Below are 21,563 nucleotides of genomic sequence, written 5' to 3'. Positions count from 1 at the left end.
GTCAAGACCATCGCCCGCAAATACGGGCTCCACGCCACGTTCATGCCCAAGCCGGTGTTCGGCATCAACGGCTCGGGCATGCACACGAACCAGTCGCTCTTCCGCCTCGACGGCACGACCGCGTTCTTTGACCCCGAGGCCCCGCTGCAGCTCTCGGCCACGGCCCGGCAGTACATCGCCGGCATCCTCAAGAACGCCCGGAGCTTCGTGGCCGTGACGAACCCGCTGGTGAACTCCTACAAGCGGCTCGTGCCGGGGTACGAGGCGCCGGTGTACGTGGCCTGGTCGGCCTCGAACCGAAGCGCGCTGGTCCGGATCCCGGCGGCCCGGGGCATGTCGACCCGGGTGGAGGTGCGCTGCCCCGACCCCACCTGCAACCCCTACCTGGCCTTTGCGATGATGCTCAACGCCGGGCTCGACGGGGTGCGAAACGGGCTCGACTGCCCGCCCCCGACCGATGCGAACATCTTCGACATGACCGGGGAGGAGAAGACCGCGGCCGGGATCCCGAGCCTGCCGGCGTCGCTGGCCGAGGCCCTGGACGAGTTCGAGAAGAACCCCCTGAGCCGGGCCACCCTGGGCGATCACATCTTCGAAAAGTACGTGGAGGCCAAGCGCAAGGAGTGGGATCAGTTCCGCACGGCTGTCACGGACTGGGAGGTTCAAACCTACCTGGGGATCTACTGATCCCGTTTGCGTTCGAACAGACATCCAGCCCGGGGGCCCGGCAAGGGGCCTGGTTCCGGCCGTGCGTGAGTGCGGCATCCGGCCACTGTAGGAGCCACGCCCGGCGCTCCACCAGGCCCCTTGCCGGGCCGAATCAGGGAACGGTAGCTTTGAACGCAACTTGGTATCAGGGGCAGGCCGCGGCCGGGGCGCCCGTGTGGGATCGGGCGCCCCGGTTTCGTTTGCCGTTCGGTATCCGAGGAGTCGGGAAGCCATGCCAACCGCCGTGGTGTTCGACCTCGACGGCACCCTCGTGGACAGCCTGCGGGACATCGCCCGGGCGGCCAACGCCGTGCTCGGGCGGTTCGGGTTTCCGCCGCACCCCGAGGGGGCCTACCGCCGGTTCGTGGGCGACGGCATGGAGATGCTCGTCCGCCGGATCGTTCCCCCGGGCCGGGCCGAGGACGACGTGGCCCGGGTGCTCGCCGCGCTCCGGGACGAGTACCGGCGCCGATCCCTGGAGACCACCCGGCCCTACCCGGGGGTCCCCGAGCTCCTCGACGGGCTCGTGGCCCGGGGCGTCCCGTTCGCCGTGGTGACCAACAAGCCCCACGAGCCGGCCGAGGAGATGGTGCGCGCGCTTCTGGGCCCCTGGCCGTTTCGGGCCGTGATCGGTGCGGGGCCCGACACCCCCCGCAAGCCCGACCCGACGGGGGCGCTTCGCGCCGCTCGGATTCTGGAGGTTCGGCCGAAGGACTGCCTGTACCTCGGCGACACGGCCACCGACATGGAGACGGCCCGGGCCGCGGGTATGGTGCCGGTGGGGGCCCTGTGGGGCTTCCGGGACGAGACGGAACTCCGGGCCGCGGGCGCGGTGCACCTCTTGGCCCGGCCCGAGGACCTGCTGGCCCTCCTGGACGGTGCCCGGCCGGCCGGGGAAGCCCCGTGAGCGCGACCCCCGGCGCCGTTGGGCTTCGGGCGCGCCCCGGGCCGTGGGTTTACTGGGTCTCGGCGGGCCTGGTGATCCTCCTGTGGGGCGGTTCCTACGCGGCCACCAGGGCCGCGGTGCGGGAGTTTCCCCCGCTCCTCCTGGCGTTTCTCCGGTTCGCCGTGGCCGGGTTCCTGTTCGGGCCCTTCGTCCGGACCCGTTGCTCGGGGGTGCGCCTGGACCCGGCCGACCGGTGGGCCGCCGCCGGCCTGGGGCTCACGGGGGTGACCCTCTACTTCGCCTTCGAGAACCTGGGGCTCGCCCGGACCACGGCGAGCCACGGGGCCCTGATCATCGCCACGATCCCGCTCGCCACCGAACTCGTCGAGGCCGCGCGCCGCCGCCGCTGGCCCAGACCCCGGGTGCTCCTGGGACTCGCCACGGCCCTCCTCGGGGTGGGGGTGATCGTGGGGGCCGACGCGGGACCCGGCGCCACCGCCCTGGGCGACGGCCTCATGTTCGGCGCGGTGGCCTCGTGGGTGGCCTACACCTTTCTGGCCGAACGGCTCGGCCGGCGGTACCCGAACCTCTGGGTGACCCAGGTCGCCATGGTCACGGGCGCGGCGTTTCTGGCCCCCCTGGCGGCCGTGGAGTGGGTCGTGGCGCCGCCGGTGGCCGCGCCCTCCCCGGCCGGCTGGGCCGCCTTCCTCTACCTCTCGGTCCTCTGCTCGGCGCTGGCCTATCTTCTCTGGAACGCCGCCATCCCGGCCCTGGGCAGCACGGCGGTGAACACCCTGATCTACGGGATCCCCCTGGCCGGGGTGGCCTCGGGGGTGGTGTTTCTGGGGGAGCCCCTTTCCCGCTCCATGCTGTGGGGCGCGGGCCTGATCCTGGCCGGTGTGTGGGCGGCGACCCGTGCGGGGGTCAAGAAGTCGGGGCCGGATGCCGTTTCGTGTCCCTAGACGATGACCCGAAGGGACCCCGAGGTCCGGATCCCGAAAAACGTGTGGCCGGAGGCAGCGGTCCTCCCGGTTCACCGAAACCCGTCCCTCACCCGCCCGAGGGGGATGCGTGCGGCGGGGGTTGTGAACGGAGAGCATTGACGGTGAAGCACCGGAAAGACGGTCTGGGGATCCTGCTTTTGGCGCTTGCCCTGCTCGCCGCCGGCTGCGGCCTGTGGCGGGGCGAGTTCGAGGGCAAGGTGGTCCGGGTGATCCGGGGTGACACCATCAAGGTCCAGAAGGACTCCGGCCGGATCGTGCGGGTGGTGCTGGCCGGGGTGGACACGCCGGAGCGGGGCCAGCCGTACGAAAAGCGGGCCCGGCGGTTCGTGCAGGCCAAGGCGATGGGAAAACGGGTCCGGGTGATCGCCCAGGGCCGGAACCGCTACGGGCACACCCTGGGGGTGGTTCTGCTCCCCGGCGGCAAGAACCTGAACCGGCTCCTCGTGGCCGAGGGGCTCGCCTGGGCCGATCCCGACTACGACGAGGACCCCGAACTCAAAATGCTCGAGGAGCGCGCCCGGCGGTTCCGAAAGGGCCTGTGGCGCGACGACAACCCCGTTCCTCCCTGGGAGGTCCACCGGAAGAAGAGCTGGCGCGACCACGACTGAACCGGCTATGATCCCTGGCCGGAAGCCCCGGCGGGGTGTTGTCGCGGCCTGGAAAGCCCGCTCCGGATCGGAATCCAGACGGCGGAATGTAGGGGACAGGGCTGCGCCGCAAGGGTTTTCCCCGGCCACGATCCTCTGAATCCCGGCCCCTGACACGGCTGCACGCGGCTCTCCACCAGACCCCGTGCTCCCGAGCTTTGGCGCGGTTCGAGAGCCGCCCGGCTGCCTACCGGCTGCCCCACGGGTCGAAGCCCCACCCATGACCAACGACCAACGACCAACGACCAGCGACCGAAGTTGCGGCACCTACCGTCTTCTCGACACCGGCCACGAGCGCCGGCTCGAGGAGGTGGGCCCGCTGCGCGTGGTGCGCCAGGGGTTGGCCGCCCTGTGGCCGCCCCGGCTTCCGGCGGCCGAATGGGACCGGGCCGACGCGGTCCACCACCGAAGCGACAAGGGCGGGGGCCGGTGGGAGTGGCGGACCGGGGAGCCCCGGGAGTTCGCCATCGCGTACGGGGGGAGCCGGTTCCGGATCCGGCTCACCGATTTCGGCCACCTGGGGCTTTTCCCCGAACAGGCCGAAAACTGGGACTGGCTCCGCCGGACCCTTCGGGCGATGGGGGGATCGGAGCCCCCCAAGGTCCTGAACCTCTTCGCCTACACCGGCGGGTCCACCCTGGCCGCGAGCCAAGGTGGGGCGGCCGTGGTCCACGTGGACGCGGCCCGGGGCGTGGTGGACTGGGCCCGGGAGAACGCGCGGCTCTCGGGGGTGGCCGACCGGCCCATCCGGTGGATCGTGGACGACGCGCTCAAGTTCGTGCGGCGGGAGGGCCGGCGGGGCAACCGGTACCAGGGGATCGTCCTCGATCCCCCCACCTTCGGCCGGGGGCCCAAGGGCCAGGTGTTCAAGATCGAGGAGCACCTGTTCGAGCTCCTGGAGGCCTGCGCCGCGATCCTCGCGCCGGGGCCCGCCTTCGTGCTCCTGAGCTGCCACACCCCGGGGTTCACCCCCACCACCCTCGCGAACCTCCTGGAGGCGGCGATCCCCCGCGCGGCCGACCGGATGGAGCGGGGCGAGATGCTCGTGACGGACGAAACCGGCCGGGCGCTCCCGAGCGGCACCTACGCCCGCTGGGTGGCGGGAGTCAGGGGACAGAGGGCGGAGGAGAGGTCGTGAACGGTGCGCAGGCCCGCAGGGGCGCCACGGGGACCGGGAACGTAGGCGTGCCCGTGCAGGGTCCGGCCGCCCTGCCGGCTTGCTGCCGTGCCGCCTAGCCCATGTTCCTCCAAAGCCCCCAGAATCCCCGCATCAAGGCCGTGGCCCGGCTCCTGGCGAGCCGGCGGCACCGGGACCGCGAACGGCTCACCGTGGTGGAGGGCCTGCGGGAGGTCCGCCGGTGCCTCGACGCCGGCTGGGTGCCCCGGGAGGCCTACGCCTGCGAAGCGCGCCTGGGGGCGGAAGGGAGGGACCTCCTGGACCGGCTCGAGGCGCTCGGGGTGCCGGTGTTCCGGGTTTCGGCCCCGGCCTACGCCCGGATCGCGTACCGGGAGGAGAGCGGCGGGATCGTCCTGGTGGTGCCCTACGCCGACACCGCCCTCGCCCGGCTCGCCCCGCCCGACCCGGCGTTCCTCGTGGTGGTGGAGGGGGCCGAGAAGCCCGGGAACGTGGGCGCGATCCTACGCACGGCCGACGCGGCCGGAGCCCACGGCCTCATCCTCTGCGGGGAGGGCACCGATCTCCACAACCCCAACGTGATCCGGGCGAGCCTGGGCACCCGGTTCCTGGTGCCCTGCGCCGAGGCCCCCACCCCGGAGGTGATCGCCTGGCTCCGGGCCCGGGGCATCCGCACCGTGGCGGCCACGCCCGAGGCCGACACGCCCTACACCGCGGCCGACCTGACCGGGCCCGTGGCCGTGGTGACGGGAAGCGAGGCCCACGGGCTTTCGGCGGCCTGGCGCGAGGCCGCCGACCGCAAGGTGCGCATCCCCATGTTCGGCGCGGCCGACAGCCTGAACCTCGCCACGGCCACGGCGCTCCTGCTCTACGAGGTGGTCCGGCAGAGGGGCCTGGGGTAGGGCTACGCCCCGAGCTCGTCCAGGAGATCCACGAGCACCGTGGCCGTGGTGGCGGCCGCCGGGCCGCCGCCCATGAGGATGGCGGCCGAGGCGGCCTCCAGGATCTCGGCCCGGGTGGCCCCCTCCTCGAGGGCCGCGGTCACGTGGGCCCGGATGCAGGCCTCGCACCGCTCCTTCACGGCGATGCCCACCATGATGAGCCGCTTCGTCTTGCGGTCGAGGGCCCCCGCCTGGGTGACCGCCTCGTGAAGGCCGAAAAACGCCCCCACGACCTCGGGCAGCTCCTTCCCCAGTTCCTCGATCCGGTTCTTCGCGTTGGGTGCGTTCGCCATGGGTTCATCCTCCCCTGTTGGATTCTTGCTCCGACGGCCACTAATACCTTCAAAAGTATTGCCTGAGACGGGTGGGGGCCTGGTTCCGGCCGGGCGCGAGTGCGGCACCCGATCGCCGCGCCCTCGCATGCCGTTACAGTGTGGGCAGGTCGGAGCGTCGGCAGCGGAAGTTCCGAAATTTCCGAAGCAATCCAAGCCTGGTGAGGCGCGGCGAGCTGAGGGGCCGCACCCGGCTCTCCACAAGCCCCCCACCCGCTGGTCGTCCCAGGAAGCCGACGGGCTTCCGCGGTATGGGCAGCCCCGAGGGCCGAAATGCGCCCCCTCACGCCGACGAGGGCCCCTGTGGGCCGCTGGGTTTCTTGCATATTTGCAAAGACAATGCAAATATGCAACTACTACCGAAACCCGGAGGGACGCACTTGTACATCGAACGCTCATTGGAAACTGTGATCCGGCGGGCAGCGGCGGAGTTCCCAGCCGTGGTGGTGACCGGTCCCCGGCAATCCGGCAAGACCACGCTCCTCCAGCATGCGTTCGGTTCGCGCTACGGGTACGTCTCCCTGGAACTCCCCGACGTGCGAGCCGCGGCCGCCGCAGACCCGCGCATGTTCCTCGAGCTGCATCCCCCTCCGGTCATCTTCGACGAGATCCAGTACGCGCCCGATCTGCTCCCCTACATCAAAGAGCGGATCGACGCCAACCGCCGCGGGAAGGGGCTGTTCCTCCTGACCGGGTCCCAAAACCTCCTCCTCGCGGAGAAGGTGACGGAGTCCCTGGCGGGTCGGGCCGCCATGCTCCGTCTCTTTCCCCTCTCGAGGCGTGAGGCGGAGGGCCGGCCCGATCTCCCCCTTCCGTGGGAAGCCGGCCCCCGCGCGCCGTCGGGTTCCCCCCTCGCCTACGGGGAGCTGTGGGAGAGGTTCCTGCGGGGTGGATATCCGGAGCTTTGGGCGGAACCGGACCGCGACACCACCCTGTGGCACGCCAGCTACGTTCAGACGTATCTGGAACGGGACGTCCGGGGCCTCCGGCAGGTGGGGGATCTGTCCCTGTTTCAGAGCTTTGTGCGGGTTCTCGCCGCGAGGAGCGCCCAACTGCTGAACCTTTCGGATGTCGCCCGGGATCTCGGGGTGGCCGTGAACACGGTGAAAGCCTGGCTTTCCGTGCTGGAAGCCACCTACCAGGTGGTCGTGGTACGGCCCTACTTCGCCAACATCGGCAAGCGGCTCGTCAAATCCCCCAAGGTCTATTTCACGGATGTGGGCACCCTCTGCTACCTGGTGGGGTTGACGGACCCCGCCCACGCGGCGGCGGGGCCCATGGCCGGGGCCGTGTTCGAGACCGCGGTTCTCGGCGAGATCCTAAAGACGCTCGCCCACCGCGGCCAGGTGCCCCGCCTGTACTTCTGGCGCACCGCCGCGGGCCTGGAGGTGGACTTTGTGGTCGAGGTGGGGGGCAGACTCGTGCCCATCGAGGTGAAGACGTCCGCCACGCCACGGCCGGCCATGGCGTCGGCCATCCGGAGATTCCGGAAAGACCTCGGGGAACGGGTTCTCCCCGGCTACGTGGTGCACCCCGGCGACGCCACGCTCCCCCTCGGGCCGGGGATCACCGCCCTTCCGTTTGGGGAGCTCTGAGTTTGCCGGACGGGCCCACCGCCCGGGCTTACGCCGCCACGATCACGGCCGGGTCGAGTTGTTCGAGGGTGTCGAGGGTGAGGTGGCAGCGGATGCGGTGGCCGCCCCCGGCGTCGCGCCAGGGGGGCGGTTCGCGCTCGCACACGGCGCCCCCGTCGGGCAGGAGCGCCCGGCGCGGGCAGCGCGTGTGGAACCGGCACCCGGGCGGCGGGGCCACGGCGCTCGGCACGGGGCCCTCGAGCCGGAGTTTCTGCTGCTTGGCGTCCGGGTCGGGCACGGGCACGGCCGAAAGCAGGGCCTCGGTGTAGGGATGGTACGGCGGCGCGTAGATGGCCTCGGCCGGGCCCTCCTCCACGATCCCCCCGAGATACATGACCAGGAGATCGTCGCAGAAATAGCGCACCACCGAGAGGTCGTGGGCGATGAAGGCGAGCGTGGTGCCCTGGCGCTGCTGGATCTCGGCCAAGAGGTTCAGCACCGCGGCCTGCACCGACACGTCCAGGGCCGAGACCGGTTCGTCGCACAGCACGAGGTCGGGCCGGCCCGCCAGGGCCCGGGCGATCCCGACCCGCTGCTTCTCCCCGCCGCTCAGCTGCCGGGGGTACCGGTCGAAGTAGTCCGGGCCCAGCTTCACGGCCCGCAGGAGCCGCAGGGCCTCGTCCCGGGCCCGGCGCCGGGGTGCCCCCGTGAGCTTGCGCACGGCCCGGGCCACCTGGCTTCCCACCGAGTACGAGGGGTTCAGGGTGGCGTCGGGGTTTTGGAACACCATCTGGATCGCCCGGATCACCTCGGCGGGCCGGCGGGTTACGGGCTCCCGGAGGTCGAAGCCCAGAAACTCCACCTTCCCCCCGGTGGGCCGCTCGAGCCCGATCAGGGCCTTGACCAGGCTCGACTTGCCGCAGCCCGACTCCCCCACGATGCCGAGGATCCGCCCCTTGCGGACCTCGAGATCCACCCCGTCCACGGCCCGCACCGGCCGATCCCGTCGCCGGCCCCGGTAGTACACCCGCAGCGCCTCGGACCGCAGCAGGGTCTCGCCGGCCCCGGGCGGCGGGGCGGGGTGCTCGACCGGCTTGCGAAGGGGAGCCTCGGCCACCTGCCCGGCGAACCGGCACCGGCTCTCGTGGCCCTCGCCCACCGGGGCGAGGGCCGGCCGGCCCTGTCGGCACTCGTCCCGGGCGAACTCGCAGCGGGGGGCGAAGCCGCAGGCGTCGGCGGGCCGTTCGGCCGGCGGGGGCACCCGGCCCGGGATCGGCACCAGGGGTTCGTCCCGGCGGGTGTGGCCGAGCCGGGGCACGGCCCGCAGGAGCCCCCGGGTGTAGGGGTGGGACGGCCGGCGAAACACCGAGCGGGTGGGCCCGGTCTCCACCACCTCGCCGGCGTACATCACGGCGAGCCGGTCGCTCACCCGGGCCACCACCCCCAGGTTGTGGGTGATGAAGAGGATCGCGGTGCGGGAGGCCTCCTGGAGTTCCTCCACCAGATCCAGCACGGCGGCCTCCACCGTGACGTCCAGGGCCGTGGTGGGCTCGTCGAGGATGAGGAGGTCGGGCTCGTTGAGCATGGCCATGGCGATGACCACCCGCTGCTGCTGGCCGCCCGAGAGCTGGTGGGGGTAGCGGCGCAGCACGTCGCCGGGGTCGGGCATGTGGACCCGGTCGAGCATGGCCCGGGCCCGGTCGAGGGCCTCGGCCTTGGGAAGGCCCTGGTGCACGGTGAGCACCTCGGCCAGCTGGTCCCCGACCCGGAGCACCGGATTCAGGGCCTGCATCGGGTCCTGGTACACCATGGCGATGCGGTTTCCCCGGATCGCCCGCAGTTCCCGTTCCGGGACTCCGAGGAGGCTGCGGCCCTGGAACCGGATGTCCCCGGCCGTGATGCGGCCGTTCCGGCCCAGGAAGTTCACGATGCCGTAGGCCAGGGTGCTCTTGCCGCACCCCGACTCCCCCACGATCCCCAGGGCCTCGCCCCGGCCCACCGTGAGGCTCACCCCCCGCACCGCCGGCACGAGACCCCTGCGGGTCTCGTAGGCGATCTCCACGTTTTCGAGTTCCAAAACGGGTTCGGTCACTGGTATCTCCCGGACTCCTCCCGGAGCCCGTCGGCCAGGAGGTTCAGCCCCACCACCAACGAGGCGATGGCGAGCGACGGCCACAGGGCCTGCCAGGGGCTCCCGGCCAGGATGAACTGCCGGCCCTTGGCCACCATGCTGCCCCAGTCGGGCGACGGGGGCGGCAGGCCCAGGCCCAGGAACCCCAGGGTGCCCATGGCGAAGATGGCGTACCCCACCCGCAGCATGGCGTCCACCAGGATGGGCCCGCGGGCGTTGGGGAGGATCTCCACGAACAGGATGTAGGCCGTGCTCTCGCCCCGGGTCTCGGCGGCCCGCACGAACTCCCGCGTGCGCAGGTCCAGGGTGAGGCTCCGGACGAGCCGGGCGATGCCCGGCACGCCCACGATGGCGATGGCGATCACGATGTTCACGGCCGAGGCGCCGATGGCCGCCACGATGATGAGGTAGAGCAGGATCACGGGGATCGCCATCATGGCGTCCAGGAGCCGCATCACGATCTCGTCGACCCACCCCCCCTTGTACCCGGCCCACAGCCCGAGCACCGAGCCGATGGCGAGCGCCGCGAACACCCCCCACAGGGCCGTGCCCCCGGGCAGCCAGAACGTATCGGTGACCGGCAGGTATACCAGCACCACCCGGGCGCCGTAGATGAGCCGGGTCCACAGATCCCGGCCGAGTTCGTCGGTGCCCAGCAGATGGGTTGCGCTGGGGCCCTGGTTGGGGGCCCGCCAGTCCTGCTCCGTGGGGGTGTAGGGCGTGAGCAGGGGCGCGGCCAGGGCCACGATCACCCAGAACAGGACGATCGCGAGCCCCACCGTGGCGGTGCGCGAGCGCAGGAGCACCCCCAGGCCGGCGAGGACCCGTCGGCCGAGGGACGGCGCGGGGGCCGAGAGGGTTTCGACGGTTTTCGTGGCGGAAGGGCTCATGCGTAGCGGATCCGGGGGTTCAGGAGGGCGTAGGCCACGTCGGCCACGAGCTGGGTGCCCACGGCCGCGAGCACCATGATCATGGCCCCGGCCTCCAGGGCCGGCACGTCCTTGTACAGGGCCGACTCGAGCAGGAACTGCCCCAGGCCGGGGTAGCCGAACACCACCTCCACCACCACGATGCCCCCCAGGAGCCAGTTCACGTGGAGCATGATCACGGTGATGGGGGCGATCAGGGCGTTTCGGGCCGCGTGGCCCAGCACCACCCGCCGCCAGGGCAGGCCCTTGAGGAACGCGGTGCGCACGTAGGGCGCCCGCATGGCGTCGGCCATGCTGGCCCGGGTGATCCGCAGCACGTACCCGAGTTCGATCAGGGTCAGGGTGAGCACCGGGAGCACCAGCATGTCGGGCCGCTCCCAGGGGGCCTTCTGGCCGAAGGCCGCGGCCCCCGGGAACCACCCGAGCCAGGCCGAGAAGATCAGGATCAGGAAGATCCCGGTGGCGAACTCCGGGATCACCGAGAACAGCATGCCCCCGATGGAGAGCACCCGGTCCAGGAGGCTCCCCTCCCGCACCCCGGCCACCATGCCCAGGGCCAGGGCCAGGGGCATGACCAGCACGAAGGCCACACCCCCCAGCACGAGGGAGTTTCGCACCCGGACCCCGAGGCTTTGGCCCACGGGCCGGCCGGTGCGCAACGACACCCCGGGGTCGCCCCGCAGGAACCCCCGGCGCAGGGGGATGTAGGCCTCGGGCGCCCCGGCCACCTGCTGCCAGCCCTTGGTCATCAGGAAGGTCCAGCCCGTGCCGGCCTTGCCCCGCACCCACCGGGCCGCCCGGTTCTGGGTGTCAACCCCCCAGAACGCTTCGGTGCCGTCGGGCCCCCGTCGCCACCGGCCGTTGTCGGGTTCCTCCACGGTGGTGCCGTCGGGTTGGCGCACCAGGGCGATGAGATCGTCGCCCTCCACCTTCCACCGCAACAGCCGGCCCCGCTCGTCCCGGGCCCACCACTCCTCGAACCCGGTCTCGGTCTGCAGCCGCACCAGGGGCAGCCCGATCTTCCGCTCGGCCTCCCCCCGGGTGCCCAGGAGCCACCGCCGGTACCGGGTCCACACGGGCTGGTCCAGGCCGTGCTGGGCCAGGAACGAGGCCTCCTGCTCGGGGGTCACGAAGGCGCCGAGCACGTTGCGGGCCACGTTTCCCGGCGAGGCCTCGGCCACCAGGAACACGGCCACCGACACCAGGGCCATGGTGAGGGCCAGGAGGAACAGGCGGCGGAGCAGGAACCGGAGCATCGCGGTGGGGTCAGGCGCTCAGCCAGGCGTGGCGGTACAGCATGTGCCCGATCGGGTGGGGCGCCACGCCCTGGACCCGTTTGCGCCGTACCAGCCAGTTGTTTCGCCAGAACGCGATGCCGATGGATCCCCGCTCCCACTGGATCTGCTCGAGTTTGCAGAAGATCTTCCGCCGGGCGTCCAGGTCGAGGGTGCCGTTGGCCTCCCGGAGGAGCTTGTCGAACTCCGGGTCCACCCACCGGGTCTCGTTCCAGGAGACGGGCTTGCCCTCGTCGTCGGAGGTATAGGCGAGATTGAGCACCATGGTGCCCAGGGGCCGGTGCGTCCAGGGGGTGATCCCGAAGTTCACCACCGACCACTTCTCCCAGTACTGGCTCGTAGGCATGGTCTGGATCCGGATCCGGAACCCCGCGGGTGCGGCGTCCTCCTTGAGGATCTCGGCGTAGCGCACCACGTCGGCCCATTCGGAGCCCACGGCCAGCTCCACATCGAGCCCGTTGGGATACCCGGCCTCCCGGAGCAGCTGCCGGGCCCGTTCGGGGTCGTACTTGGGCACGGGTTTTTCGCAGTACTCCGGGTGCTTGGGGTACACGTGGAAGTCCTGGCCGAGGAGCCCCTCGTTGAAGTAGGCCAGCCCCAGGATCTTCTCCCGGTGCTGGCAGAGCTTCATGGCCATGCGCACCCGGTTGTCGTCCCAGGGCTTCTGGTCCACCCGCATCCGCAGCACCCGCACCTGGGCCGTGGACACGGGGTCGAGCGCCAGGTCCGGGTGGTTGCGCAGGGCCTGGAACGCCTCCACCGCCCCCCCGGTGGCCACGTCGATGATGTCCACGTCGCCGGACTGGATGGCCGAGATCCGGGCCGACACCTCCCCGCCCAGGTCCACGAACTCCATGGCGTCGAGGTAGGGCAGGGGGTTGCCGTCGGCACCCTTCACCCAGTAGTCGGGCCGGGCCTTGAGCCGGGCTCCCTCCCCCTCCTTGTAGTACTCGATCACGTAGGGACCGGTGCCGTGGGGCATCCGCAGGAAGTCGCCCTCGAAGGTGCGGTGGTTGAGGATCATGGCCGGGTAGTGGAACAGGTGCTCCGGCACGGCGATCTCGGGGCGCTTCAGGTGGAGCCGGATCACGTGGTCGTTCACCTTCTCGATGCCGGTGGGGTCGAGGTACCCGCCCATGAGCCCCAGCATCGACGACCCCACGTCCTTGTCGAGCCATCGCTTCATCGAGAACTCGACGTCGTCGGTCGTGAGCGGGTCGCCGTTGTTGAACCGGATCCCCTTGCGAAGCGTGAGGGTCCAGGTTTTGAGATCCTCGCTGGCCTCCCACTTCTCCAGGAGGTAGGGGTGGGTGATGTTGTCCTTGTCGGTGAGGGTCAGGTACTCCGCCACGTTCCGGAGCACGTTGGGCGGTTCGAGCCAGGAGAACTGGGCCGGGTCGGTGGCCTTTTGGATCCGCATGCCGATCCGGAGCACCCCGCCCCGGCGCACCGAGCCGGCCCAGGCGGGCCGGGGCGCCAGGCCGGCCATGCGGGCCGCGGCCGTGGCGGACACCCCCAGCAGGGCGGCGTAGCGCAGGAACTCCCGGCGGGAGATCCGGCCGGTTTCGAGTTGGTGGCGCAGTTCGGGAACGGCGGGATGGACGGTTCGTTTCATGGGGACCTCCTGGTGGGGTGGACTGCGGACGCACCTCTCCCCTGCCGGTCGTTCCAGGCTCGGGCCGGAACGAAGTGGGGGAGCGGGTGGTTCATTTCGACGGGCCTCCGAATCCGGCAGGGATTCGGGCGAGCCGGGCGTTGCAGGCAACAGGATCGCGGTCACCCTGGGGCGGCGGTCGTTCGGCCCCGCGGAGCCCGCGGCGGGGGAAACCGGTACGCGGCGTGCGAATCCCCTTCACCCGGTCCACGCCAAAATGGGTTTGCGCCGATGCCGGGGACCCTACCAACCGGCGGGGCGGGGTGTCAAATCGGGGTGCGGGACGACGGGAACGGGACGGTTTCCGCGGAGCGGATTTCGGTGTATGTTCGAAACCCGCTCCGGGACAATCCGTCGGGCCGTAGGTCCCAACCCGCTGGCCATCGGCCGTGCAACCGTAGCCGCCACTACCGCTTGCGCATGCCGTCAACCTGAGAATCGCGAGAGTTCTTGGCTTTCAAGCCTTCCAGCCTCCCAGCGTTCCAGCGGAAATCACAAGGAGGACCCCCCATGCCCATCGTGAACATCGACTGGCTCGAAGGCCGCACCGTGGAGCAGAAGCGCGAGATCTCCCGCCGGGTGACCGAGGTGATCGTGGAGGTGGCCGGGTGCCCCCCCGAGGCGGTGACCGTGATCTTCACCGACCACCCGCGCCACGACATCGCCAAGGCGGGGAAGCTCCTGTCGGACTGACGTGGAACCCCGGCTCCGTTTCGTCCGGTACCTGGCCCCAACCGGGTTTCGGCGGCTCGCCGTGTAGGAGTGGGGCGATCCGGACAATCCGGACGCGGTGGTGTGCGTTCACGGGCTCACCCGCACGGGCCGGGATTTCGACCCCCTGGCCCGGGCCCTGGCGCGCCGCTACCGGGTGCTGTGCCCCGACATGCCCGGCCGGGGCCGGAGCGACTGGCTCTCGGGGCCGGCGGAATACGCCTACCCCGTGTACCTCCAGGCCCTGGCGTGTCTGCTGGCCCGGAGGGAGGCCGGGACGGTGGACTGGGTGGGCACCTCCATGGGGGGGCTCCTGGGGCTTATGCTCGCGGCCCAACCCGGAACGCCGATCCGGCGCCTGGTCCTGAACGACATCGGCCCCACGGTGCCGGGCGCGGCCCTGGAGCGGATCGCCTCCTACGTGGGCGCCGATCCCCGGTTCGGGAGCCTTGCCGAGGCCGAGGCCTACCTCCGGCGGGTCCACGCCCCTTTCGGCCCGCTCGCCGACGCCGACTGGGCCGAGCTCGCCCGCCACAGCGTGCGGCCCCTTGCGGGGGGCGGGTACGCCCTCCACTACGACCCGGCGATCGGCGCCGCCCTGGGAGAAGGGCCGTTCGAGGACGTGGAGCTCTGGGATGTCTGGGCGGCGGTGCGCTGCCCCGTGCTCGTGCTCCGGGGGCGGGAGTCCGACGTGCTTCCGGCCGAGGTGGCGGCCCGCATGGCGGAAAAGCCCGGCGCCGAGATCGTGGAGTTCGCCGGCGTGGGCCACGCCCCGGCCCTCCGGGCGCCCGAGCAGATCGCGGCCGTGGGCCGGTGGTTCGGCCGCAGGGTTTGACCCCACGAAATCCGCCCTGGAAATCCCGGCCCGATTCCCCTATCCTCCGCGCGGACCTTACCGCCCCCTCCTCTCCACCCCCGAGGGAGAAGCCGTGAGCGAACGCGTCCGACGGGTGCTCGGCGTCCTGGCCGTCCTCGGCCTCCTCTATCTCTTCCTGGTCAGCATCGGCATGGTGGGGGCCGCCTTCAAGTTGGCCGGGAAGGAGTTCGCCAAGGAGATCTTCGGGTTCGCCTCGAACCCCCTGACCGGGCTCTTTATCGGCATCTTCGCCACCTCGCTCGTCCAGAGTTCCTCCACCACCACCTCGATCGTGGTGGGCCTCGTGGCCGGGGGCATGCCGGTGGAAACGGCGATCCCCATCATCATGGGCGCCAACATCGGCACGAGCGTCACCAATACGCTGGTGAGCCTGGGCCACATCTCCCGCTCGAACGAGTTCGAACGGGCCTTTGCCGCCTCCACGGTGCACGACTTTTTCAACCTGCTCGCGGTCGTGGTGCTCTTTCCCCTCCAGTACTTCACCGGGTTCCTCAGCCACCTGGCCCACGGGCTCGCAGGGGTGGTGACCGGCGGGGCGGAGCTCCATTTCGAAAGCCCCCTCAAGGCGGTCGTGAAGCCGGCGGTCAAGCTGTTCGTACACGGGGCCGGGGCGGTCACCGATGCGAAACTGCTCCAGGCGGCCCTGATCGTCGTGCTGGCGGCGGTGCTCCTGTTCGTCTCCCTCAAGTACATTTCGGCGATCCTCCGGGGCATGGTGATGGACCGGGCGGCCGGGTTTTTCGAGCGCACCATCTTCCGCAACGCCCCCACCGCGTTCGTGGTGGGCATTCTGCTCACGATCGCGGTGCAGAGCAGCTCGATCACCACCTCGGTGATCGTGCCGCTCGCCGGGGCCGGGCTCCTGACCCTGGAGCAGGTCTACCCCTACACCCTGGGGGCGAACATCGGCACAACGATCACGGCGATCCTGGCATCGCTCGCGGCCCCGGAACATTTCGTGGAGGCCGTGACCGTGGCCTTTTCCCACCTGCTGTTCAATGTGTGCGGCATCGTGACCCTGAACGTGCTGCCCCCGGTGCGGCGGATCCCGCTGCGCCTGGCCCGCACCCTCGCCGGCCAAGCGGTACACCGCAAATGGGTGCCCGTGCTCTATGTTATCGTGGTATTCTTCCTCATCCCCCTCGGCCTTATCCTCGCGACCCGGTGACCCATGTGGAAAGAGCTGATCAAGATCTGGAAATCCCAAAGCCTACTCGACCAGGCGTGGAACGAGTCGTTCGACGCCCTGGAGATCGACCGGAAGATGTTCCTGGAGGCGGTCCGGATCCTCCGGGAGAGCGACGACCGGGAGCTCGCGGCCGAGATCCGCGAGATGGACCGCCAGGTCAACAAGTACGAGCGGGACGTCCGGCGCAAGGTCATGACCCACTGCGCCGTGGCCGGCACGGCCGATCTGCCGAGCGCCCTGGTGCTCGTATCGATCATCATCGACATCGAGCGGATCGGCGACTACTGCAAGAACATCGTGGACCTGGCGCGCCACCATCCCGACACGTTGGCGGCCGGCCCGTACGAGGGGGAGCTCCGGGAGATCGAGGCGGAGCTGAAACAGAGGTTCTCCCGCACCATCGAGGTGCTCCGAAACCACGACGTGGAGGGGGCACGGGAACTCATGGCCACCTACCGTTCCGAGGTGGGGGAGACTTGCGACCGGATCGTCCACGGCCTCGTGGGCGGGCAGAACGGCGAGTTCTCGGCTGCCGACGCGGCGGCCTTGGCCCTGTACGCCCGGTACCTCAAGCGCATTACGGCCCACCTCAAGAACGTGGCCTCGAGCGTGGTGAACCCGTTTCCCCGGATCGGGTTCAAGGAGAAGCTTCCTCCCAAAGGCTGAGGGGATTGAGGCCATTGCCGACGCAAACGGGCCGCCCGCCAGGGCGGCCCGTTCGCGCGTTCGGGAACGGATCGGGAGCGGGAGCCGCGCCGTCCCCATGGCCCCCACGTCCGCCCCGCCGGGCAGGGGCGGGGAGCCCATTCCCGGGGCACGCCGGGAACCGGAGCGGAATATTCTCAACCCGCAGTTTCGGCCGCGTTCCGCCGGGGTTGACGATGCGAACGCCCGGGGTAAATTCGGACCTGTTCGCCGCCGTTCCCACCGGAGGTCCTGGGATGCCCTGGACGCGCCTTCTTTTCGCCCTCGCCGGCATGCTGGCCCTTGCGGCGGGATGCCGCCCGGCGCCGAAGGTCACCTCGATCGTGTTCTGGACGGCCGAGGTGGAGCAGGATCGGGTGGAGGTGCAGCAGGGGCTGGCCCGCCGGTTCGCCCAAGACCACCCCGACGTGGAGGTCCGGGTCGTCCCGGTGGACGAGAACGTGCTGCCCGAGAAGCTGGCTTCGGCCCGGGCCGCCGGGCAGCTTCCCGACGTCGTGGAGCTCGGGCTTCCCCAGGTGGTTCAATACGACCGCGCGGGGCTCCTGGATCGAGACGCCGCGACCCGCCTGATCCGGGAGTTGGGCGAGGAGGGGTTCTACCCCGGCCCCCTGGATCTCGTGCGCTCCGGAGAAGGCGCAGGGTATGCTGCCGTTCCCGTGGACGGATGGGTCCAGGGGATCTGGTACCGAAAGGACTGGTTCGCCGAGAAGGGGCTCTCGCCCCCGGACACCTGGGAGCGAATTCGAACCGCGGCCGAAGCGCTTCATGCTCCAGGGGAGCCCCGGTTCGGGATCGTGCTCGGCACCCATCCCCAGCAGGTTTATACCCAGCAGGTGTTCGAACACCTGGCCTTGGCCGGCGGGGCCCGGCTCGTGGACGAGACCGGGCGGCCCGCACCCGGCCGTCGCTTCCTGGAGGCCCTGCGCTTCTATCGGCGACTCGCACGGTTCGCGGCACCGGGGCACACCTATTGGCGGGAGGCTCGGCAGTACTATCTGACGGGCCGGGCGGCCATGATCTTCTACTCCCCCTACATCCTCGACGACCTCGCGGGGCTCGTGGCCGAACACCGGCCGGCCGTGCCCGACCTGGCCGGCCGCACCGGGTTCGTGGCGGCCATCCAGGGCCCCTCGGGCGAACGGGCTGCCTACGGGGAGGTCTACGCCCTGGGGATTCTCAGGGGGGCGCAGCCCCCGGCGGCGCAATGGGCGGCGTTTCTCCTCGGTCCTGGCTACCCCGAGTGGCTCTCCATGGCGCCCGGCGGCAAGATGCCGGTGCGGCGCCAGGCCCTGACCCGCTGGAGGGAGCAGGCCCTGTTCGCGCCCTACGATCCGAAGCTTCCCGATGCCCTGGCCGAGGGGTTCACCAGGCTGGCCCGGTGGGGCTTCGGCAGGCCCGGGGGCGGCCGGCTCATCGGGGACCTGTACGCCTCGAAACGGGTGCCGGAGATGATCGGCCGGCTGCTCGACGACCGGGAACCTCCGGAGAAGGCCTTGGAATGGTTTCGGGCCAGGCTCGCGGAGCTGGCGGCCCGGAGATGACGCCAGAGCGCGGCGCCACCCACCCGGCCGAGGCCCTGCGCCGCGCGGAGGAGCGGCTCGCCTGGGTCCTGATCGCCCTGCCCCTGACCTCCGTGCTCGGGGTCACGGCCTTTCCCCTGCTCCACAACGCTTGGACCAGCCTCCACGAGGTGCGGCTCGCCTCCCTGGGTGGCCCGGCCCCCTTCGCGGGACTGGCGAACTACCTGCGGGCGGTTTTCGATCCCGAACTGTGGCGTGCGGTGGCCGTCACCGTGGTGTACGCCACGGCAGGGGTCTCCCTTTCGGTGATGCTGGGCCTTGCCGCGGCCTTGGTCGTGAACCTGCCCTTTCGGGGGCGGGGGCTGTTTCGGGCCCTTTTCTTGTTCCCCTACGTGGCGCCGGCCGTGTCGGTGGCGTTCGTGTGGCGCTGGCTTCTCGACCCCGTGTACGGGGTGGTGAACTGGGCCCTTCGGCGGGCCGGCGCCGTGGAAGGGCCCGTGGCCTGGCTCTCCACGGAGCCCCTGGCCCTCGGGGCGGTGGTGGCGTTCGAAGGCTGGCGCTACTTTCCGTTCGCCATGCTGTTCATCCTGGCGCGACTCCAGGCCGTGCCCCGGGAGCTTTACGAGGCCGCCCGGATCGACGGCGCCGGACCCTGGCAGCGGTTCTGGAACGTGACGTGGCCGGAACTGCGGGGGGTGCTGGCGCTGGTTTTCGTTGTGCGGTTCTTGTGGACGGTGAACAAATTCGACGACGTGTTCCTGCTGACCGGAGGGGCAGCCGGCACCCGGGTCGTGCCCCTGTGGATCTACGACACCGCGTTCCGGCTCCACGACTTCGGAACGGCGGCGGCCGGGAGCACCCTCGCGCTGGTGGTGCTGCTCGTGGCCGGCATCCCCCTGTGCCGGAGGTGGTTTCCGTGAGGCGCATCCCCGTGGGCACCGGGGCCTGCCTGGCGCTCCTCACGGCGGGGGTTTCGTTTCCGTTCTACTGGATGGTTCTGTCCTCCACGAAGACCTTTTCCGAGCTCTTCGCGCTGCCGCCCCGGTTCTGGCCGGGGGCACCCACCCTCGAGGCCTACCGCGATGTGCTGTTCGCCCACGGGTTTCACCGGTATCTGGGTAACAGCTTTGTGGTGGCAGGGATCACCGTGGCGTTGAACTTGGCTATTGCTGCGCCGGGGGCCTATGCCCTGGCCCGCCTTCGATTCCGGGGCCGCAAGCCGGCGAGCCTGGCCCTGGGGCTGATCTACCTGGTCCCTCCGATCCTTTTGGTGGTGCCCCTGTTCGCCCTTCTGACGGGGCTCGGGCTTCGGGACTCCCTGGCCGGGCTTGTGATCGCCTACCTGGCGCAGACGCTGCCGGTGTCCCTCTACATGCTGGCCAACTACTTCCGGGCGCTGCCGCCCGAGCTGGAGGAGGCCGCACGGGTGGACGGGTGTTCCCGGCCGGGAGTGCTGGTGCGGGTCGTGCTGCCGCTTTCGGCTCCGGCCCTGACCGGCGTGGGCGTGTACACGTTTTTGATCGCGTGGAACGAGTTCCTACTGGCCTACATCCTCCTCGACTCGCCGGAAAAGTTCACCCTGGCCAAGGGGCTTTACCATCTGTTCAGCTCCTACCATACCGCCTGGGACCGGGTGATGGCCGCCTCCGTGCTCATGACCGCACCCGTGCTGGTCCTGTTCCTGGTGTTCCAACGGCGGCTCGTCGCCGGCCTCACGGCCGGCGGGGTGAAGGGGGGGTGAGGCCGTGGCCGAGATCTTCCTGGACGCCGTGACAAAGCGGTTCGGCCGGGTGGAAGCCCTCCGGGACCTGTCGCTGCAGGTGGGTGAGGGGGAACTCTTGGTTCTCCTGGGCCCGTCGGGGTGCGGCAAGTCCACGGCGCTCCGGATCGTGGCCGGGCTGGAGGCGCCCACCTCCGGCGGTGTATGGATCGGTGGCCAACGGGTGGACGGGATGGAGCCGGGCAAGCGGGACCTGGCGTTCGTGTTCCAGACCTATGCCCTCTATCCTCACAAGACCGTCGCCGAGAACCTGGCGTTTCCGCTTCGGGTGCGCAAGGTTCCCCGGGAGCAGGTGGAGGCCAAGGTGCGGGAGGCCGCCCTCCTGCTGGGTATCGAGGATCTGCTCGGGCGAAGGCCGAGGGAGCTCTCGGGCGGGCAGCGCCAGCGGGTGGCCTTGGGGCGCGCCATCGTGCGCCAGCCCCGGGCGTTCCTGATGGACGAACCTTTGTCGAATCTGGACGCGCGCCTCCGGGTCGAGATGCGCTCCGAGATCCGGCGGCTCCAGCGGCGCCTCGGCACAACCACGGTGTATGTGACCCATGACCAGGTGGAGGCCATGACGCTGGGAGACCGGGTGGCCGTGCTCCGGGAAGGGCGTCTCCAGCAGGTGGGTACCCCCCGGGAGGTTTTCGAGTTGCCGGCCAACCGGTTCGTGGCCGGGTTTGTGGGGTCTCCGCCCATGAATCTGGTCCGTGCTCACGTGGAGCGATCCGGCAGGGGGGCCGCCCTACACCTGGCCGGTCAGGTTCTAACCTGGCCCGAGGGCTGGGATGTGACTCCCCCGCCGCCGGGCGCCCTGGATCTCGGTTTCCGCGCCCACTCGGTCCGGCTCGGGAGCGGGCCTGGTCTGGGACCTTTGCGGGCTCGGGTGCGGCTGCGCGAGTACCTCGGGGAAAGCGCGCTGCTCCACCTGGAGGCCGAGAACCACCGATTCACGGTGGTGCGCCCGCCGAACGCCCGGGAGGAGCCGGGGGACGAGACGCTGGTCTATCTGCGCCCGGGGGAGCTCGTTGGGTTCGACGTGGCGACGGGCGGGCGGGTTTGGGCGGCCGTCCGCCGGCCAACGAACGGAGCTTGACGGGACCAGACGTTCTTGTCGGGCGCGGTGGAAGCCCCTTGTTCCCCGTGCCCCGGGGGGCGCTGCGGGAAAGGGGCCCGTCTCGCGTGTCGTGTGGACTGCCCGGTGAAAGGGCCCCGAAGATGGGCCGGCAGCCCGGGTCAGGTCCCGGCGCCAAGGCCCGAAAGGAAGCGGTCTGTGGCCCCACAAGCCGTTGCCGGGGCGAAGGCGTCCGGGGCGCGAAAGACCCCGGCGTCCCAGCCCCCCAGCTCATGGAAGACCCCCATGCGCACCCTCGAGATCTTCTTCGACTACGTCTGACCCTGGTGCTACTTCGACACCGTGGGTGTCGCCGCGGTCGAGCGCGAGCTCGGCCTCGAGGTCCGCTGGATCCCCTTTCCCCTCCACCCCGAGGTGCCGGACGAGGGGATGGGTCTGGACGCCCTCTTCGGCGGCCGGGTGGACGTGGGGGCCATGATGGCCCGGGT

The 21,563-nt window shown here is 70.7% G+C and carries 21 protein-coding genes; 16 read left to right on the top strand and 5 right to left on the bottom strand.

What is annotated here, in order from left to right:
- The 6 genes from ACY0I8_RS09400 to ACY0I8_RS09375 all read left to right on the top strand — a co-directional run.
- The coding region (locus ACY0I8_RS09400) for a glutamine synthetase family protein (RefSeq protein ID WP_461394520.1) at positions 1 to 687 on the top strand (687 nt) is incomplete at its 5' end.
- 253 nt (positions 688 to 940) lie between these two features.
- Positions 941 to 1,615, top strand: a complete 675-nt coding sequence (locus tag ACY0I8_RS09395) for an HAD family hydrolase (protein WP_461394519.1) — start codon at positions 941 to 943, stop codon at positions 1,613 to 1,615.
- Positions 1,612 to 2,556, top strand: coding sequence for a DMT family transporter (locus ACY0I8_RS09390; RefSeq protein ID WP_461394518.1), 945 nt, complete (start codon positions 1,612 to 1,614; stop codon positions 2,554 to 2,556). Before ACY0I8_RS09395 ends, ACY0I8_RS09390 begins: the two co-directional genes overlap by 4 nt.
- 143 nt (positions 2,557 to 2,699) lie before the next feature.
- Positions 2,700 to 3,206 carry a thermonuclease family protein gene (locus ACY0I8_RS09385; RefSeq protein ID WP_461394517.1) on the top strand — a complete coding sequence of 169 codons (507 nt, stop codon included), beginning with the start codon at positions 2,700 to 2,702 and terminating at the stop codon, positions 3,204 to 3,206.
- 259 nt (positions 3,207 to 3,465) lie between these two features.
- Positions 3,466 to 4,383: a class I SAM-dependent methyltransferase gene (locus ACY0I8_RS09380; protein WP_461394516.1), complete on the top strand. Its 918-nt coding sequence runs from the start codon at positions 3,466 to 3,468 to the stop codon at positions 4,381 to 4,383.
- A 101-nt stretch (positions 4,384 to 4,484) separates the two neighbouring features.
- Positions 4,485 to 5,282: a TrmH family RNA methyltransferase gene (locus ACY0I8_RS09375; RefSeq protein WP_461394515.1), complete on the top strand. Its 798-nt coding sequence runs from the start codon at positions 4,485 to 4,487 to the stop codon at positions 5,280 to 5,282.
- Positions 5,283 to 5,284: 2 nt separating this feature from the next.
- Here ACY0I8_RS09375 and ACY0I8_RS09370 read toward each other — a convergent pair whose 3' ends face one another.
- Positions 5,285 to 5,614, bottom strand: coding sequence for a carboxymuconolactone decarboxylase family protein (locus ACY0I8_RS09370; protein WP_461394514.1), 330 nt, complete (start codon positions 5,612 to 5,614; stop codon positions 5,285 to 5,287).
- A 419-nt stretch (positions 5,615 to 6,033) separates the two neighbouring features.
- Here ACY0I8_RS09370 and ACY0I8_RS09365 point away from each other — a divergent pair, with 419 nt between their 5' ends.
- On the top strand, positions 6,034 to 7,248 hold the full coding sequence (locus tag ACY0I8_RS09365) for an ATP-binding protein (protein ID WP_461394513.1): 1,215 nt from the start codon (positions 6,034 to 6,036) through the stop codon (positions 7,246 to 7,248).
- 28 nt (positions 7,249 to 7,276) lie between these two features.
- Here the strand turns inward: ACY0I8_RS09365 and ACY0I8_RS09360 are convergent, their stop codons facing one another.
- Genes ACY0I8_RS09360 through ACY0I8_RS09345 form a run of 4 tightly spaced genes read right to left on the bottom strand, consistent with a single transcriptional unit; the run spans position 7,277 to position 13,197 of the window.
- A complete protein-coding gene (locus ACY0I8_RS09360) occupies positions 7,277 to 9,319 on the bottom strand; it encodes a dipeptide ABC transporter ATP-binding protein (protein ID WP_461394512.1) in 2,043 nt (680 codons plus the stop codon).
- Positions 9,316 to 10,248, bottom strand: coding sequence for an ABC transporter permease (locus ACY0I8_RS09355; RefSeq protein WP_461394511.1), 933 nt, complete (start codon positions 10,246 to 10,248; stop codon positions 9,316 to 9,318). The genes ACY0I8_RS09360 and ACY0I8_RS09355 overlap by 4 nt, the downstream gene beginning before the upstream one ends.
- A complete protein-coding gene (locus ACY0I8_RS09350; protein WP_461394510.1) occupies positions 10,245 to 11,543 on the bottom strand; it encodes an ABC transporter permease in 1,299 nt (432 codons plus the stop codon). The genes ACY0I8_RS09355 and ACY0I8_RS09350 overlap by 4 nt, the downstream gene beginning before the upstream one ends.
- Before the next feature lie 10 nt (positions 11,544 to 11,553).
- A complete protein-coding gene (locus tag ACY0I8_RS09345) occupies positions 11,554 to 13,197 on the bottom strand; it encodes an ABC transporter substrate-binding protein (protein ID WP_461394509.1) in 1,644 nt (547 codons plus the stop codon).
- Between the two features lie 549 nt (positions 13,198 to 13,746).
- On the opposite strand from ACY0I8_RS09345, the gene ACY0I8_RS09340 reads away from it, so the two are divergent.
- The 9 genes from ACY0I8_RS09340 (at position 13,747) to ACY0I8_RS09300 (ending at position 21,396) form a co-directional block, all read left to right on the top strand.
- A complete protein-coding gene (locus ACY0I8_RS09340; RefSeq protein ID WP_461394508.1) occupies positions 13,747 to 13,929 on the top strand; it encodes a 2-hydroxymuconate tautomerase in 183 nt (60 codons plus the stop codon).
- Positions 13,930 to 14,026: 97 nt separating this feature from the next.
- Positions 14,027 to 14,782: an alpha/beta fold hydrolase gene (locus tag ACY0I8_RS09335; RefSeq protein ID WP_461394507.1), complete on the top strand. Its 756-nt coding sequence runs from the start codon at positions 14,027 to 14,029 to the stop codon at positions 14,780 to 14,782.
- A 94-nt stretch (positions 14,783 to 14,876) separates the two neighbouring features.
- On the top strand, positions 14,877 to 15,992 hold the full coding sequence (locus ACY0I8_RS09330; RefSeq protein WP_461394506.1) for a Na/Pi symporter: 1,116 nt from the start codon (positions 14,877 to 14,879) through the stop codon (positions 15,990 to 15,992).
- Positions 15,993 to 15,995: 3 nt separating this feature from the next.
- On the top strand, positions 15,996 to 16,679 hold the full coding sequence (locus ACY0I8_RS09325; RefSeq protein ID WP_461394505.1) for a PhoU domain-containing protein: 684 nt from the start codon (positions 15,996 to 15,998) through the stop codon (positions 16,677 to 16,679).
- A 275-nt stretch (positions 16,680 to 16,954) separates the two neighbouring features.
- A complete protein-coding gene (locus tag ACY0I8_RS09320; RefSeq protein ID WP_461394504.1) occupies positions 16,955 to 18,259 on the top strand; it encodes an ABC transporter substrate-binding protein in 1,305 nt (434 codons plus the stop codon).
- Complete coding sequence (locus ACY0I8_RS09315; protein ID WP_461394503.1) at positions 18,256 to 19,158, top strand: carbohydrate ABC transporter permease; 903 nt, start codon at positions 18,256 to 18,258, stop codon at positions 19,156 to 19,158. Before ACY0I8_RS09320 ends, ACY0I8_RS09315 begins: the two co-directional genes overlap by 4 nt.
- Positions 19,155 to 19,979, top strand: a complete 825-nt coding sequence (locus tag ACY0I8_RS09310; RefSeq protein ID WP_461394502.1) for a carbohydrate ABC transporter permease — start codon at positions 19,155 to 19,157, stop codon at positions 19,977 to 19,979. The genes ACY0I8_RS09315 and ACY0I8_RS09310 overlap by 4 nt, the downstream gene beginning before the upstream one ends.
- Positions 19,980 to 19,983: 4 nt before the next feature.
- Positions 19,984 to 21,096, top strand: a complete 1,113-nt coding sequence (locus ACY0I8_RS09305) for an ABC transporter ATP-binding protein (RefSeq protein ID WP_461394501.1) — start codon at positions 19,984 to 19,986, stop codon at positions 21,094 to 21,096.
- A gap of 177 nt (positions 21,097 to 21,273) precedes the next feature.
- Positions 21,274 to 21,396 (top strand): hypothetical protein, encoded by a 123-nt coding sequence (locus tag ACY0I8_RS09300; protein WP_461394500.1) that lies wholly within the window; start codon positions 21,274 to 21,276, stop codon positions 21,394 to 21,396.
- Positions 21,397 to 21,563 lie beyond the last annotated feature (167 nt).

It is taken from the genome of Deferrisoma sp., assembly GCF_054681715.1.
This window is presented reverse-complemented; position numbering and strand designations above follow the sequence as displayed.

Coding starts and splice junctions, on each gene's coding strand:
- ACY0I8_RS09395 (WP_461394519.1), top strand. CDS start 941: ATGCCAACCGCCGTGGTGTTCGACCTCGACGGCACCCTCGTGGACAGC.
- ACY0I8_RS09380 (WP_461394516.1), top strand. CDS start 3,466: ATGACCAACGACCAACGACCAACGACCAGCGACCGAAGTTGCGGCACC.
- ACY0I8_RS09375 (WP_461394515.1), top strand. CDS start 4,485: ATGTTCCTCCAAAGCCCCCAGAATCCCCGCATCAAGGCCGTGGCCCGG.
- ACY0I8_RS09370 (WP_461394514.1), bottom strand. CDS start 5,614: ATGGCGAACGCACCCAACGCGAAGAACCGGATCGAGGAACTGGGGAAG.
- ACY0I8_RS09355 (WP_461394511.1), bottom strand. CDS start 10,248: ATGAGCCCTTCCGCCACGAAAACCGTCGAAACCCTCTCGGCCCCCGCG.
- ACY0I8_RS09350 (WP_461394510.1), bottom strand. CDS start 11,543: ATGCTCCGGTTCCTGCTCCGCCGCCTGTTCCTCCTGGCCCTCACCATG.
- ACY0I8_RS09345 (WP_461394509.1), bottom strand. CDS start 13,197: ATGAAACGAACCGTCCATCCCGCCGTTCCCGAACTGCGCCACCAACTC.
- ACY0I8_RS09340 (WP_461394508.1), top strand. CDS start 13,747: ATGCCCATCGTGAACATCGACTGGCTCGAAGGCCGCACCGTGGAGCAG.
- ACY0I8_RS09325 (WP_461394505.1), top strand. CDS start 15,996: ATGTGGAAAGAGCTGATCAAGATCTGGAAATCCCAAAGCCTACTCGAC.
- ACY0I8_RS09320 (WP_461394504.1), top strand. CDS start 16,955: ATGCCCTGGACGCGCCTTCTTTTCGCCCTCGCCGGCATGCTGGCCCTT.
- ACY0I8_RS09315 (WP_461394503.1), top strand. CDS start 18,256: ATGACGCCAGAGCGCGGCGCCACCCACCCGGCCGAGGCCCTGCGCCGC.